The following is a 15,034-nucleotide window of genomic DNA, read 5'->3' as shown; positions in this document are numbered from 1 at the left end:
ACAGCACATGGCGTTTGTATAGCGTTTCCGGGGCGGAATTATGGCCGCCTAGAAGGCCGCGAAGAGACAAACGCCACGTGTTCTTCCATCAGTTACCTACACCGGCTTGTTTCAACCAGGCCTTGGCCTGGGCGGCTGTTTCCGGATCTTTCTCTGCGTCCAACATGGCGGTAGCAGCACCGGCCTTGTCCTTCAGGCCTGCGTTCGCCTGCGCAAGAGCCACATAGGCTTTGCCCTTGTGCTTCACGCCTTTGTTGATCGCCTGTTGCAACATCGACTTGGCGGCGCTGAACTGGTTGTCCGTCAGAAGCGCCACGCCGGCCTTATAGGCGGGTTCACCGTTCGAGCTCAGCGGAATGGCTTTCTGATACGCGGCAGCCGCGTCGCTGTTGTTACCGCCGATCATGTTGGCATCGCCGAGCAAGGTGTAATTTTCAGCCGTCGGCTTGACCACGCCCTTGCTCATGCCTTCCTGCAGAACTTGAGTCGCCTTGGTCGCATCCGGACCTGGATCGGACGTGGACGCATCCTGCGCCCTGTTCAAATAGAGCTTGGCCATCGTCGTATAGTCGTTTTCAGTGGTGACCATACCGTTCGCCTTGCCCTGCTCCATCAGCGCGATCGCATCCGAATACTTCTGCATCTGGATGTCGAGGCTAAGCGCGTTATGGAAGCTGGTTGCATCGGTCGGTGCTGCCGAGACCTGCTGCTTGGCGAGCGCCTGCGCCTGATCCTTCTGTCCGGATTCGTTGTAGTCGAGGATCAACAGCTGCGTCCAGCGCGGGTCGGGCTTGTCGGTCATCGACTGCGCCTTTTTGATCGCAGCGATCGACTCGGGATACTTCTGCATGCGGTAGTAGGCTTCACCTTCCGTCGCATACGACTCGGGCGTTTCCTTCTTGCCTTCGGCGCGCCACTTCTCGATCGTGTCGATGGACTGCTGATACTGCTGGTTGAGCAGATAGAAGTTGGCTAGCTCGAGCTCGAGTTGGAAGTACGCGTCGTTCGGCAGCAGGCCGTTGTCGAGCGAGCGCTTCAGGAGATCGATACCACCCGGAAGATCGTTGTTGAGCGCATGCACGCGCGCGAGGCCTTGCATTGCCATCGCCTGCACGTACTTGCTCTTGCTGTTGTCGATCAGCGGCTGCAACAGCTGCGTCGCCTTGTCCTTGTCATTCGCCTGGGCCGCGTCGAGACCGTCATTGAGCGCTTTCTGCTCTTTGGAGTCTTTCAGATCGAGCTTGGGTTCCTTGCGGGTCGCATTGGGATATTGCGGTTGCGGTGCCGCTTTCTGATCGCTCGATGACGAGTTGTCGCTCGCTAGCGCCGGAGTGCTTGCCAACATAAGCGCAAACGCTGCGCCGGCCAGCATCTTCAGGGAAGCGTGTTTCATGGCGTTCCTCAAAATGGAAGGAGTCGGGTTTCACGCACATGCTGTGCGGGGGATCACTGAGAGTAACCCGATGTGACGCTCGATAACAAGTCGCAATGCGGCATAAAACACATATTCAAATCAATGGTTTATGGCAATCACGCCATACGCGGCCGCATTTTTTGCAACCAAGGCGAGATGTAACAGCCATAAGTCGCGTCTTAGGTGCGTGAAGAGCACGACCATTGCGTGCGTCTGTCTGTATTAACGCATTAATGCACGAGTTGCGCAGTTTAAAAAATACGGCGTGGATAGTTTCCACGCCGTACGATGATTTCAGATGTCGAGATTGGCGACTTTCAGTGCGTTCGCCTCGATGAAGTCGCGACGCGGTTCGACCGCCTCGCCCATCAGCATGGAGAACATCTGGTCGGCGGCGATTGCATCCTCGACGCCCACCTGGAGCATGCGCCGCGTCTCCGGATTCACGGTGGTTTCCCACAGCTGCTCCGGATTCATTTCTCCGAGACCCTTGAAGCGCTGAATGGTGCGGCCCTTCTTGGCTTCGTCGAGCAACCAGCTGCGCACTTCGGAGAAACGCAGTACGCCGCGCGAGCCGGAGCCCCGGCGAATGACGGCGTCTGCCTGGATCAAACCCGCGAGCTGCTGGCTCACATTGAGAATCGGCCTGAATTCGGAGCCGCTGAAAAACGGCTGAGGCAGCAGCCAGGTATGGCTCAGGCCGTGCTGGTCGCGTACGACTTCGATCGCCGCGGGATGCTCGCCGTGCGCCGGGCGAAGGGCCAGGCGATAGCGCGGCTTGCCCAGGCCGCTGGTGGCCAGATTCTGCGCCACGCCATCGAGCCAGGTCTGCATGGCTGCGGGATCTTGCCAATGACGGGCCTCGATCGGTGCGCGTTCGAGCATCGCCGTAAGCACGTTGGCATCGAAGCGATGGCCCAGGCGCTCGATCTGGTCCAGTGCACCCTGGTAATCGCGCAGGAGTTTTTCCAGGGCTTCGCCGCTGATCGGTGGCGCTGACGGCGTGTAGGTCAGTTCGGCGTTGTCGACCGCGTTGGAAATCAGATAGGCATTCAGCGCAGCATCGTCCTTCAGATACTGCTCCTGCTTGCCCTGCTTCAGCTTGTAGAGCGGCGGCAGACCAATGTAGACGTGACCGCGCTCGATCAACTCCGGCATCTGGCGGTAGAAGAAGGTGAGCAGCAGGGTGCGGATGTGCGAACCGTCAACGTCCGCGTCGGTCATGATGATGATGCGGTGGTAGCGCAGCTTGTCGGGGTTGTAATCCTCTTTGCCGATACCGGTGCCCAGTGCCGTGATCAGCGTGCCCACTTCGGCGGAGGAAAGCATCTTGTCGAAGCGTGCTTTCTCGACGTTGAGGATCTTGCCCTTCAGCGGGAGCACGGCCTGCGTCTTGCGGTTGCGACCCTGTTTGGCGGAACCGCCTGCGGAGTCGCCCTCGACCAGGAACAGTTCGCACAGCGAGGGGTCTTTTTCCTGGCAATCGGCCAGTTTGCCCGGCAGGCCGGCGATGTCGAGCGCGCCCTTGCGGCGAGTCATCTCGCGCGCTTTGCGGGCGGCTTCGCGCGCGCGCGCGGCGTCCACGACCTTGACGGCGATGGCCTTGGCTTCGTTCGGATGCTCGAGCAGGAACTCACCGAGCTTTTCGTAGACCACCTGTTCCACCACCGTCTTGACCTCGGACGAAACGAGCTTGTCCTTGGTCTGCGAGGAGAACTTCGGATCCGGCACCTTCACCGATAGCACCGCGATCAACCCTTCGCGCATGTCATCGCCCGAAAGCGTGACCTTGGCGTTCTTGGCCAGGCCTTCCTTCTCGATGTAGGCCTGAAGCGCGCGCGTCAGTGCCGCACGGAAACCCGTGAGATGCGTGCCGCCGTCGCGCTGCGGAATGTTGTTGGTGAAGCAGAACATCGTCTCCTGATAGGAGTCGGTCCACTGCATCGCCAGTTCGACGGTGATGCCGTCCTGCTGCGCGCTGAGGCTGATCACGTTCGGATGCAGCGCCGTCTTCAGCTGCGCCAGATGTTGCACGAAGGAACGGATACCGCCTTCGTAGGCAAACGTATCGTGGCGCCCTTCCCCACGCTCGTCGCGCAGATCGATGGTGACGCCGGAGTTGAGGAAGGCCAGCTCGCGCAGGCGCTTGGCCAGGATGTCGTAATGGAATTCGATGTGGGTGAAGGTTTGCGGGCTGGGGACGAAGCGCACCGTGGTACCGCGCTTGTCGGACGGGCCTACCATTTTCACCGGGTACAGCGGTTCACCGTGCGCGTATTCCTGGTGGTACTCGTGCCCATCACGGCGAATGGTCAACCAGAGGTGTTCGCTGAGGGCGTTCACGACAGAAACGCCGACGCCATGCAGACCGCCGGAAACCTTGTAGGAATTCGCATCGAACTTGCCGCCGGCGTGCAGCACCGTCATCACCACCTCGGCGGTGGAACGGCCCTCTTCCGGATGCATGTCGACCGGAATGCCGCGGCCGTTGTCGACGACGCTCACCGAGCCATCCTCGTGGATGGTCACGAGGACATGGTCGCAATAGCCAGCCAACGCTTCGTCGATGGAGTTATCAACGACTTCGAACACCATGTGGTGGAGACCGGTGCCATCGTCGGTATCGCCGATGTACATACCGGGGCGCTTGCGCACCGCTTCCAAACCTTTGAGGACTTTGATGCTGTTCGAATCGTAAGATGCGTTCATGCAATAACCGTTTCCCGACGCCACTAATCCGCCCGGATGGCGCCAGAGGGGCCGGGACGGATGCAATCTTGCAATTATAGCAGGGGCGTCAATCGCCCCTGTTCCACGTGGAACACTTTGGTCTGAGCCTGACGCAGAGGTACCGGAATCTCGGTTCCAGTGATCAGGACCTGCGCCGGAGCGGCCTCAAGGCGCTCGATCACAGCTACCTGGTGCGAGAGATCCAGCTCGGACGCCAAATCGTCCAGGCAGACCACCGGCCATTCTCCTCGACGTTCGGCATCCAGCCGCGCCTGGGCCAGCAGGCACACCAGCGCCACCAGCTTTTCTTGTCCCCGCGACAGATGTTCGCGTTGAGGGGCTAGCTCGAACGAAAGGGACCAATCGGCCCGATGCGGACCGGCCGAGGTGTGTCCTTTGGCCAGATCCCGTCGCCGCTGATTAGCCAGGACCTGGACAAGATCGTCACCTTCGGGCCAGCCGGGCCTGTACCGCAGCTCGGCGGCGCCCAGCTCAGGCAGTAAGGCGGACGCCTGTTCGCGCAGGTACCCGGTTAAGGCCGCGAGATAAACACGGCGCCATTGGTCGATGAGTGTCCCAGTGCGAGCGAGTTCCAGCTCCCATGGGCTATAGATGTCGTCGTCAGGAGCTTGATTGGATCGAAGCAGGCTGTTTCTCTGCTTAAGAGCCCGCTGGTAGCGGCGCCACGTCGGCAAGAACTCCTGTTCCACGTGGAACACGCCCCAATCCAGGAACCGGCGGCGTTCTTCGGCGGATCCTGCGATCAAAGCGTGTGATCCGGGCTCGAAACAAACGATCGCGCACTCGCGAACCAATTGGCCGATAAGCACGTCCTGCCCTTCCACGCGGGCCTCCCAGCGGGAGCCCTCACGTCCCAAGCCAAGGCGCACGAGCCGACCATCCGCATGGCGCACGGTTGAAAAAATGCTCAACCCTGCACTGCCTCGTTGAAGCAACGCCTCCCGCGCTCCGCTTCGAAAGGAGCGTCCGTGAGACAGGAGAAAGGCGGCCTCGAGAACCGACGTCTTCCCAGCACCATTGGCCCCAACCAATACGTTGAAGCCCGGAGCGAATTCCAACCCAGCATCGCTAATGCAACGCAGAGCGCGAAGCTGCAAGCGTTCAAGCCTCACAACCGAAACTCCCAAACGACGACGCCGGAGCTTGAAGGCTCCGGCGTCGCGAGAAATCCAGGAAAACGTCGAATGGCATTCAACCGGTCAGAGCCGCAGCGGCATGATGACGTGACGAGACTGCTCGTTGTCGTCTTCCTGCACCAGACAGCTCGACTGCGCATCGCGCAAACTCAATCGCGCTTTATCGCCGCGCAGAGCGGCGAGCGCATCCAGCAAATAGCCGACGTTGAAACCGACGGTCAGATCGGAAACACCGGTATCGGCTTCCACTTCTTCCACGGCTTCTTCCTGCTCGGGGTTATGCGCCACGATGCGAAGCTTTCCAGGCGAAAATTCCAGCTTTACGCCGCGATACTTTTCGTTGGAGAGAATGGCAGCGCGCTGAAGCGCACCGCGCAACACTTCGCGATCGAGCGTAGCCCGCTTATCCGCGCCAAGCGGAATCACCGCTTCGTAATCCGGGAAACGCCCGTCAATCAGCTTGGACGTGAAAACGACTTCGCCGCGACGTACACGCAAGTGGTTCCGTCCGAACTCCAGCTCAACCGACCCTTCGCCTGACTCGAGCAAACCGACGAGTTCGTTGACACCTTTGCGCGGAATGATGATCTGGCGGCGCGCAGTCACCTTGCTTTCCAAGCGCGTCTCTTTCAGCGCAAGTCGGTGTCCGTCGGTCGCAACGCAACGCAGCGCGTGTTCCTGCAGATCCAGCAGCATGCCGTTGAGGTAGTAACGGACGTCCTGGTTCGCCATGGCGAAAGCCGTGCGATCCATCAGGTCCCTCAGAACTTCTTCCGGGAGACTCACGCGTTCAACGAGTTCGATCTCTTCGATGGTCGGAAACTCAGTCGCCGGTAGCGTCGCCAAGGTGAAGCGGCTACGACCGGCGTTCAAGGCGACGCGGTCGCCGTTGAGTTTCAATTCGATCTTTGCGCCATCCGGCAACGCCCGAACGATGTCGAACAGTTTTCGCGCTGGAATGGTCGTTTCACCATCGACGAGTTTGTCTGCGTCGGTAGCGGCAACCATTTCCACTTCCAGATCCGTGCCGGTGAACGACAGTTTTCCGTCGCTTACCTTCACCAGGAGATTCGCGAGTACGGGCAGCGTCTGGCGACGTTCCACAACTCCGACGACCTGCTGCAGGGGCTTAAGCAGAGCTTCTCGTTGGATGCTGAATTGCATGTGTGTGCTTTCCCTTTCCTGCAGTTCTGTTTTTAAAAAGAAGAATAGTGGTTGCAGTAGGCCCGGTGGATAACTCTAAAAACCAGAATTATTCTTGTTAAACAAGGGGTTACGTTAAATCCCCCTTGTGCCTGGAACCACCATCAGCTTGTGCATCGCCGGTGGATAACTTTGGTGCATCAAAGCATCTTCATATTATCCACAGGATACCCCGCCGGTTTTCAAGCGCTTATTCAACGAAGCGCGATCAACCCGTCAAAGTACGAATCAACTGCTCCCAGTCCTGACGCATGCGCGTGTCGGTTTCGCACAACTTGCGGATCGTTCGGCAGGCATGCAGCACCGTCGTGTGGTCGCGGCCACCGAAGGCCTCGCCGATTTCAGGCAGGCTGTGTTCGGTCAACTCCTTGGAGAGTGCCATGGCAATCTGGCGTGGCCGCGCGAGCGAACGCACCCGGCGCTTGGAGAGCAGATCCTGCAAACGCACGCCGAAATATTCGGCGACGATCTTCTGAATGTTCGGCACCGTTACGGCTTGCGCATGCGTGGCAAGCAGATCGCGCAGCGTCTCTTCCGCAAAATCGGTGGTGATGGGCCTGCCGTAGAAATTCGCGCGCGCTGCAAGCGTGTTGAGAGCGCCTTCCAGATCGCGCACGTTGGAACGAATGCGCTTGGCCAGCAGCATCGCCACGTTCTCGCTCACCGACACGCCCTTTTCGTGCGCCTTGGCCAACAGGATCGCCGCGCGCGTTTCGAAATCCGGCGGTTCGATCGCCACCGACAAACCCCAACCCAGGCGCGACTTCAAGCGCGGCTCGAGCTTGTCCACTTCCTTCGGATAACGATCGCAGGTCAGGATGATCTGCTGCTTGGATTCGAACAGCGCGTTGAAGGTGTGGAAGAACTCTTCCTGAGTAGTGTCTTTTCCCGCGAAAAACTGGATATCGTCGATCAGCAGCGCATCGACCGAACGGAAGCGCCGCTTGAACTCGTCCATGCTCTTGGTGCGCAGCGCTTCGATCATCGAGCCGACGAATTGCTCCGAGCGCAGATACAGCACCTTGCAGTTGGGATTGTCCTGGCGCATCAGGTTGCCGGCCGCGTGCATCAAGTGCGTCTTGCCGAGTCCCGTGCCGCCATAAAGCAGCAGCGGGTTGTAGGCGCGTCCCGGGTTCTGCGCGACCTGCATCGCCGCAGCTTTGCCGAGCTGGTTCGATTTGCCTTCGACGAAGGTCTCGAAGGTGTAATGCGGATCCAGGTTGTGCGTGAATGACGCTGCCGTGGCTTCCGGCGTTACCGCAGCGCGGCCAGGCGCCGCAGCAGGGCGATGCCCGTTGGTGGCAACTGCACTGGACCCGACCTCCAGACGCACGGGCATGCTGTGGCCGGTGAGCAAGGTCAGCACCGCCTCGATGCGAACGAGGTAACGTTCGCGAACGGCATCCAACGTGTAGGGATTGGGTGCGTAAAGCTGTAAGCCGTCCGCGTCGTCGCGTGCCTGCAGTGGCATCAGCCATGTATGCAGGTCCTCGGCGCTCAACTCACCTTCCAGACGCTCCAGACAGCGCCGCCACAAATCACTCATGGATACTTTTCAAACACGGCAGGGGCGCTTTCGCGCGGGGTGGACCTGGGAGTCTAGCAGCACGCGCACGACAACTATCCACATGGATATCCACAAGTGGCTGTCAAGGCTCTATTTGACATGAGCCGGGCCCGTTCTGCATAATTTCCAACCTTTTTCACCCATTCACAGGAGGAAGCCATGAAGCGGACCTTCCAGCCCAGCAAGCTCAAGCGCGCCCGCACCCACGGCTTTCGTGCCCGCATGGCCACGGCCGACGGTCGCAAGGTTCTCAGCGCCCGCCGTGCCAAGGGCCGCAAGCGCCTGATCCCCTAAGCGCCTGCGCCCATGGGTCCCGCCGGCCTGCCGCGCGAGGCGCGGATTCGCCGAGCCGGTGACTTCGCCGTCTTGCGTCAAGCCAGCGGCCGCCTCGGCGGCCGCTGTTTTTCTGTGCGCTACCGCCAGAACGAGCTCGGCCACGCCCGGCTCGGGACGGCCGTATCCAAGCGTGTGTCCAAGCGCGCCGTCGAGCGCAATCGCATCAAACGGCTGCTGCGCGAATCCTTTCGCCGTATCCGCAGCCAACTTCCCCCCCTCGATCTGATGGTGGTCGCCCGCGAGCAGGCCGCCGGCGTGCCCGGTCCGGAGCTCCTTGCCGAGCTCGACAAGCTCTGGCGCAAGCTTTCGCCGTTGAAGCGCGGCGACGACACCTCCACAATCGCGTGCTGACCTTCCTCTTTTCCACTTCCGAGGCCCGCCGTCGCGGTGCCCAACACCGGATCGCTACGCGATGAATCAAACGCGCACCTTCCTTACCTTCGCCCTGCTGGCGGTGGCTTTTCTGCTCTGGCAGGCCTGGGAACAAGATTACGGCCCGCATCCGACGCCTGCCCCGGCGACGGCCTCGAGCGCCACGAGCACCACCGGCTCCGTGCCCGGCACCGAACCGACCATCGCCAACACCGGAGCGGAAAATGCCGCCGCTTCGGCACAGCTGGTGACGGTGACCACCGACGTGCTGCGCCTTACGATCGATACGCGCGGCGGCAGCATCGTGCGCTCGGAACTCCTGAACTATCCGGTCACGCCGCGCACCAAGAAGGATCCGAATCCGGCGCCGATCCGTCTGCTCGACGATGGCACGACCGATTACTTCACCGCGCAAAGCGGCTTGGTGAGCGCCAACGGCGCTGCGCCCGATCACCACGCCGTCTTCCAGATCGCGCAAACCAACTATGAGCTCGCCGCCGGACAAGACGCCCTCAGCGTGGATCTGACCTGGACGGATGCGTCGGGCATCAAGGTCATCAAGCGCTACACCCTGCATCGCGGCAGCTACACCATCGATCTCGACCAGCAGATCGATAACGGCAGCGGCAAAACCTGGGACGGCAGAGCCTATCGCCAGCTGCAGCGCGTCGATCGCCCCGCGCCGGTGTACAGCAACTTCCTGCAGCGCATGTCCGATCAGTCGCGCTACGGCTTCTTCGGTGCGGCGTGGTACAGCCCCGAGCAGAAATTCAACAAGATCGCTTTCGACAAATTCGAAAAGGAACCGCTGCAGAACCTGCAAGCCACCGGTGGCTGGGTGGCGATGATGCAGCAGTACTTCCTCGGCGCGTGGATTCCGCCGGCGAAAGAAGCCGATAGCTTCTCCACCACCCTGGTGAACGATACTGGCAGCGCACCGCACTACGTGATTCGCGCAGTCGGTCCGCAGATCAGCGTGGCGCCGGGCCAACAGGCCAGCAGCAGCGCGCAGCTCTACGTCGGACCGAAGCTGCCGGCTTTGATGCAGACCGTGGCACCGGGCCTCGAGCTCACCATCGACTACGGCATGCTCAAGATTTTCGCGGAACCCTTGCACTGGGTGCTCGCGCAGCTGGATAAGCTCACCAACAACTGGGGCGTGTCGATCATCCTGCTGGTGTTGCTGATCAACCTCGTCACCTTCAAGTTCACCAACGCGCAGTTCGAATCCGCGGCCAAGATGCGCAAGCTGAAGCCGCGCATGGATGCGCTGAAGGAACGCTACGGCGACGATCGCCAGAAAATGCAGCAGGCGATGATGGAGCTGTACAAGAAGGAAAAAGTGAATCCGGCGGCCGGCTGTCTGCCGCTGCTGATCACCATTCCGATCTTCTACGGCCTGTATTACGTGCTGCGCGACAGCGTGGAGCTGCGCCAGGCACCGTTCTTCGGCTGGATCCACGATCTCTCCGCGGCCGATCCGTATTTCGTGTTGCCCGTGCTCTACACCATCGTGATGCTGGTGCAGCAGTGGATGATGCCGCAGACCGCCGGCATGGATCCGGCCCAGGCGAAGATGATGAAGTTCATGCCGCTGATGTTCGCGGTGATCTTCCTGTTCTTCCCGTCGGGTCTGGTGCTCTACTACGTGGTCAACGGCCTCTGCCGCCTGCTGCAACAGTGGTGGATGATGCGTCGCCACGACGCGGCGCCCGCCAACGCAGCCGCCTGATACACGCGCGGGCGGCCATGTGCCGCCCGCCGCGGTTATGCTGAGACGCCATGACCGCTCACGCGCCACACCAAGACACCATCGCCGCCGTCGCCAGCGCACCCGGTGCGGCTGGCGTGGGTGTACTACGCGTATCCGGGCCACGCGTACCTGCCATCGCGCAAACATTGCTGGGCCGGATACCGACGCCGCGCCATGCGCACCTCGCCGCGTTCCGTACGGCCGACGATCGACTCATCGATCGTGGCCTGCTGTTGTACTTCCCGGCACCTGCTTCCTACACCGGCGAGCATGTACTCGAACTCCAGGGCCACGGCAGCCTGGTCCTGCTGGATGCGCTACTTCGTCGCGTCTGCGAACTCGGCGCACGACTCGCGCGGCCCGGCGAATTTACGGAGCGCGCATTTCTCAACGGCAAACTTGATCTTGCACAAGCCGAAGCCGTCGCCGACCTGATCGCGGCGCGATCGCAAGCCGGTGCACGCGCCGCGCTGCAGTCGATGGAAGGCGTGTTCTCGCGCAAGGTCGATGCGTTGCTGCAGGCCTTGATCGTATTGCGCGTGCATATCGAAGCGGCCATCGATTTTCCCGAAGAGGAAATCGACTTCCTCGCCGACCCGGCCATCACGCACAAGCTCGAAGCGCTACGCGGACAGCTCTCCGACCTGTTACGCGAAGTTCAACGCGGCGTACGACTCAACGATGGTTTGCGCGTCGCGATCGTCGGACGTCCCAATGCAGGTAAATCCAGCTTGCTTAATGCACTGGCAGGCAGCGAACGCGCGATCGTCACCGATATCGCAGGCACCACGCGCGACGTGCTACGCGAGAGCATCAACCTCGACGGCATCACACTGGAACTTGCCGATACAGCAGGCCTGCGCGACACGCACGATCCGGTCGAACGCGAAGGCGTTCGCCGTGCACATGGCGAACGCGAGCGTGCCGACGTGGTTTTGCTCGTGACCGATACTCAACATGCCGACGTCGACCTTGCATGGCTGAAGGATCTCCCTTCTGCAGTCGAACGTATTGTTGTGGTCAACAAGATCGACATCGGTGGCGATCAAGCGCGCGGCGAATGGCGTGCGGACACGCAATGGCTATGGCTCTCCGTCAAGTCAGGCATCGGTCTGGAGACGTTGCGCGAACATCTCAAGCGACTTGCTGGTGCCGGTAGCGGCGAAGGCGCATTCAGTGCGCGTCGTCGCCATGTGCTTGCACTCGAACTAGTCAACGATCACCTTGCAAGAACGGCCCACGTTCTGAGCGAAACGCGGTCGGGCGAACTCGCCGCCGAAGAACTCCGGCATGCGCAGCATGCACTTGGGGAAATCACCGGCACCTACAGCAGCGATGACTTGCTAGGCGCCATCTTCAGCTCTTTTTGCATCGGCAAGTAATCAGCCGCGTTGTCTCGCCAGCAGTGCATCCACTTCCGCCGGATGCGGCATCCCGCCGCGCGCACCCAGGCGCGTGACGGAAAGTGCCGCGGCCGCGCACGCCTTGCGCACCGCAATCGGCAAGCCTTCATGCAGAAAGACGGCAAGCGCAGCGTTGAAGGTATCGCCCGCACCGGTGCTGTCCACCGCTTCGACATGAAAGCCTTCTTGATGCTGCGGTTCGCCTCCTTCGCGGAACCAGGCGCCTTCGGCACCGCGCGTGAGCACGACCGGACACGGTGAGCGGCGCATCAGGCTTCGAAAATCCTCGCTGGCCTCTGCGCCAAGCAAGATGGCAAGTTCGTGCTGGTTGGGTGTGATGTAACGGGTGAGTTGCAACCAATCGGTCGGCAGACGTTGCGCGGGTGCCGGATTGAGGATCACGGGTACATGCAGCTCGTGCCCAAGGCGCAGCGTTGCCTCCACGGTCTCAATCGGAATTTCCATTTGCACCAGCACGGCATCGGCGCAAGCCATCACACGCCGCGCATCGCTTACTTGTGCGGGAGTGATTCGTGCGTTGGCACCCGGCACCACGACGATCTGGTTTTCGCCACCGGAGACGGTGATCGACGCGGTACCACTACTGAAGTTTTCGATTCGCGCGACGTGTTTGACATCGACGCCTTCCGCTACCAGTGCATCGCATAGGGGTTGCCCAAAGGCATCGTCGCCCACCGCGCCGACCATGTGCACTTCGGCACCCAGGCGCGCCGCGGCTACCGCCTGGTTGCCGCCTTTGCCGCCGTGTACGGAAACAAAGCGCTCGCCGAGCAGGGTTTCACCGGGCGCCGGGAAACGCGGCGCCACCGTGACCAGATCCATGTTGATGCTGCCGACGACGACGAGACGAGTCATGGGACGCTCTTGAAGTGTGAGGCGAGGCTTTACCCCTGAGAGCGTAAAGGCGAAAGCGCGGACGTGGTAGCTCGTTCGATGCCACGTACCGGCTGCCCGCCGGTACGCCGCGAATGTGTCATCAGTTGCCGTTGCCGCTGGAACCGCCGTTGTTCGCCCCCGTGGAGTGGCTGTCATCGCCGTGGCCGGACGAATTTCCGTTGCGCGCGTTCTGCATGCGTTCCCGCATCTGCTGCTTCATGTTCGCGTACTGCGTCTGCTGGGCGGGCGTGAGCACGGTGTTGATCTGCGAATCGGTGTCTTGCTGGATCGAACGCATTTTCGTGCGGCGGTCCTGCGGCGAAAGCGAGCTGTCGCCGCGAACCGTGGCGAGTTGCTGTTGACGATTCTGGAGAATGGTGGCGATCTTGGACGATTGATCGTCGCTCAAACCCAGACGCTTGGTGAGCCGGGCGGCCTGCTTTTGCGGGTCGGGCGCGGCGTGCCTCGTCATCGCGGGCGACGCGCTGCCGGTGTCAGCGGGGGTGCTGTCCTGCGCAAACGCGGACGACGCAAAGCCGGCGGCGCTCAGCGAAAGGGCGAGCAGGGCAAAACGCAACGCGAACTTCTTCATGGGGTTCTCCTTGGCACAGACATGGTGAAAGGCTTCTGTCGACGACTGCCTGTCTTCAACGATGAAAGCGACGAGTCGTTTACCTGGAGCTGTTCACGCCACGGCGGCAAACGTCAAAGGAACGCAAAAACCGTACGAATACGACAGACCACCGCAAACCTTGAAAGCACCTGTAACGGCCCCGACGCTGTAGGTTTGTGTTTTGGAGGCTCCCCATGATCGACCTGCATTACTGGCCTACGCCGAACGGTCACAAGATCACCTTGTTCCTGGAAGAAGCCGGCCTGCCCTACACCATCAAACCGGTGAATATCGGCAAGGGCGAACAATTCGAACCCGCATTCCTGAAGATCTCGCCCAACAACCGCATGCCGGCCATCGTCGACAAAGCGCCGGCCGATGGCGGCGAACCGATCAGCGTGTTCGAGTCGGGTGCGATTTTGCAGTACCTGGCGGAAAAAACCGGTCGATTCCTGCCGGCCGACCTGCGCGGTCGCACGACGGTGATGGAATGGTTGTTCTGGCAAGTCGGCGGACTCGGGCCGATGCTCGGCCAGAACAACCATTTCAATCGCTATGCGCCGGAGAAAATTCCATATGCGATCGATCGCTACGTGCGCGAGACGCACCGCCTCTACGGCGTGCTCGACAAGCGCCTGGAAGGGCGCGATTTCATCGCCGGCAACGACTACACCATCGCCGACATGGCCGCCTATCCGTGGACCGTGTCACATGAAAATCAGGGCATGAATCCCGCCGATTTCCCGAACTTCAAGCGCTGGTTCGAACGCATTCGCGAACGTGCGGCCACGCAGCGCGCCTATGCGATCGCCGACACGATCGAAGGCAAGCTCGATGCAAGCAGCGACGAGGAAGCGCGCCGCAATTTGTTCGGGCGTTGAGACGTTTTCGGCTCTGGGCGAGAAAAGAAAAGCCCGCCATTTGGCGGGCTTTTTCATGCGGTGTGTTTTCTCAATGCGCGCGGCCGACGCCCGAGTCGCCTTGTAGCAACGGCGGCGGCGCGCCCGCCACGGCGAGCAGCGAGGTGGCGTAGCCGTCTTCGATCGTCACGGTCGATACCTCGTCCCACGCGAAGAACGACGCTTCACGCAGCCACTCCGCATCCGGCGTGATCTCCTGCATGTTGAAGCCGTCTTCCTCGACGCTGACCAGGCGGCCGATGTAACAGACCTCCGACTCTTCCTCGCTGTCCACGTGCACGCCGATCACCGGCGCCATCGCACTGGCGGCTTGAACGACGTCGCGGATGTTGTCGAGCGGGAACGCAAGCGACGGGCGTGGCGCGAGGTTTTTCAACGTCAGCGCCTTTTCCATGAACGAATGATGCTTGTCCGGCGCTTCCAGTTCGGTGACGTCGCGGTGCCGCATGACGTACATGCCGTCGTAGGTGATGCCATCGCCCACGACCCAGAGCAGGAAGAACTCCCGTCCCACACTGCCGACATAACCGCAGAAGCTGCCGTGTTCCAGTTCGCCGCGCCACAACCGCACCAGTTGCTGTTTCTGTTGCGCTTCGCGGAGCTGCGCACGCTGACCGGTGGTCTTTAATTCAATGATCTTGCCCATGGTCAATATTTTACCAGAGGGGG

Annotated in this window: 13 protein-coding genes; 5 read left to right on the top strand and 8 right to left on the bottom strand. The window is 61.0% G+C overall.

The features are described 5' to 3' along the window. Window positions 1-88: 88 nt before the first annotated feature. From DWU99_RS17705 to dnaA, 5 genes are all read right to left on the bottom strand, one after another. Complete coding sequence (locus DWU99_RS17705) at window positions 89-1,393, bottom strand: tetratricopeptide repeat protein (protein WP_199535849.1); 1,305 nt, start codon at window positions 1,391-1,393, stop codon at window positions 89-91. 315 nt (window positions 1,394-1,708) lie between these two features. Beyond that, window positions 1,709-4,123, bottom strand: coding sequence for a DNA topoisomerase (ATP-hydrolyzing) subunit B (gene gyrB / locus DWU99_RS17700; RefSeq protein WP_115479400.1), 2,415 nt, complete (start codon window positions 4,121-4,123; stop codon window positions 1,709-1,711). A 74-nt stretch (window positions 4,124-4,197) separates the two neighbouring features. After that, window positions 4,198-5,277, bottom strand: coding sequence for a DNA replication/repair protein RecF (recF, locus tag DWU99_RS17695; protein WP_115479399.1), 1,080 nt, complete (start codon window positions 5,275-5,277; stop codon window positions 4,198-4,200). Between the two features lie 87 nt (window positions 5,278-5,364). Continuing rightward, the gene (gene dnaN, locus DWU99_RS17690) at window positions 5,365-6,465 is read right to left on the bottom strand and encodes a DNA polymerase III subunit beta (protein WP_115479398.1); all 1,101 of its coding nucleotides are present in this window, start codon (window positions 6,463-6,465) and stop codon (window positions 5,365-5,367) included. Between the two features lie 247 nt (window positions 6,466-6,712). Beyond that, window positions 6,713-8,050 (bottom strand): chromosomal replication initiator protein DnaA, encoded by a 1,338-nt coding sequence (gene dnaA, locus DWU99_RS17685; protein WP_115479397.1) that lies wholly within the window; start codon window positions 8,048-8,050, stop codon window positions 6,713-6,715. 180 nt (window positions 8,051-8,230) lie between these two features. Here dnaA and rpmH point away from each other — a divergent pair, with 180 nt between their 5' ends. The 4 genes from rpmH (at window position 8,231) to mnmE (ending at window position 11,914) form a co-directional block, all read left to right on the top strand. Beyond that, window positions 8,231-8,365, top strand: a complete 135-nt coding sequence (gene rpmH / locus DWU99_RS17680) for a 50S ribosomal protein L34 (protein ID WP_008438884.1) — start codon at window positions 8,231-8,233, stop codon at window positions 8,363-8,365. Between the two features lie 12 nt (window positions 8,366-8,377). Then, entirely contained in the window at window positions 8,378-8,758 is a 381-nt protein-coding gene (gene rnpA / locus DWU99_RS17675; RefSeq protein ID WP_115479396.1) for a ribonuclease P protein component, read from the top strand. Window positions 8,759-8,819: 61 nt separating this feature from the next. Beyond that, window positions 8,820-10,511: a membrane protein insertase YidC gene (gene yidC, locus DWU99_RS17670; protein WP_115479395.1), complete on the top strand. Its 1,692-nt coding sequence runs from the start codon at window positions 8,820-8,822 to the stop codon at window positions 10,509-10,511. Window positions 10,512-10,561: 50 nt separating this feature from the next. Further along, window positions 10,562-11,914, top strand: a complete 1,353-nt coding sequence (gene mnmE, locus DWU99_RS17665) for a tRNA uridine-5-carboxymethylaminomethyl(34) synthesis GTPase MnmE (RefSeq protein ID WP_115479394.1) — start codon at window positions 10,562-10,564, stop codon at window positions 11,912-11,914. Here the strand turns inward: mnmE and rbsK are convergent, their stop codons facing one another. Together rbsK and DWU99_RS17655 are read right to left on the bottom strand one after the other, a co-directional pair. Continuing rightward, a complete protein-coding gene (gene rbsK / locus DWU99_RS17660) occupies window positions 11,915-12,811 on the bottom strand; it encodes a ribokinase (RefSeq protein ID WP_115479393.1) in 897 nt (298 codons plus the stop codon). Between the two features lie 121 nt (window positions 12,812-12,932). Next, window positions 12,933-13,424 carry a hypothetical protein gene (locus DWU99_RS17655; RefSeq protein WP_115479392.1) on the bottom strand — a complete coding sequence of 164 codons (492 nt, stop codon included), beginning with the start codon at window positions 13,422-13,424 and terminating at the stop codon, window positions 12,933-12,935. Between the two features lie 215 nt (window positions 13,425-13,639). Here DWU99_RS17655 and DWU99_RS17650 point away from each other — a divergent pair, with 215 nt between their 5' ends. After that, window positions 13,640-14,326: a glutathione binding-like protein gene (locus DWU99_RS17650; RefSeq protein ID WP_115479391.1), complete on the top strand. Its 687-nt coding sequence runs from the start codon at window positions 13,640-13,642 to the stop codon at window positions 14,324-14,326. A gap of 70 nt (window positions 14,327-14,396) precedes the next feature. Here DWU99_RS17650 and DWU99_RS17645 read toward each other — a convergent pair whose 3' ends face one another. After that, window positions 14,397-15,011, bottom strand: a complete 615-nt coding sequence (locus DWU99_RS17645; RefSeq protein ID WP_115479390.1) for a hypothetical protein — start codon at window positions 15,009-15,011, stop codon at window positions 14,397-14,399. Between the last annotated feature and the right edge of the window lie 23 nt (window positions 15,012-15,034).

The sequence above is a fragment of the Dyella psychrodurans genome, from assembly GCF_003363265.1.
In the GTDB taxonomy this organism is placed as follows: Bacteria; Pseudomonadota; Gammaproteobacteria; order Xanthomonadales; family Rhodanobacteraceae; genus Dyella_B; species Dyella_B psychrodurans.
Note: the sequence above shows the minus strand (reverse complement) of the source record. Positions and strands in the feature narration are given on the sequence as shown.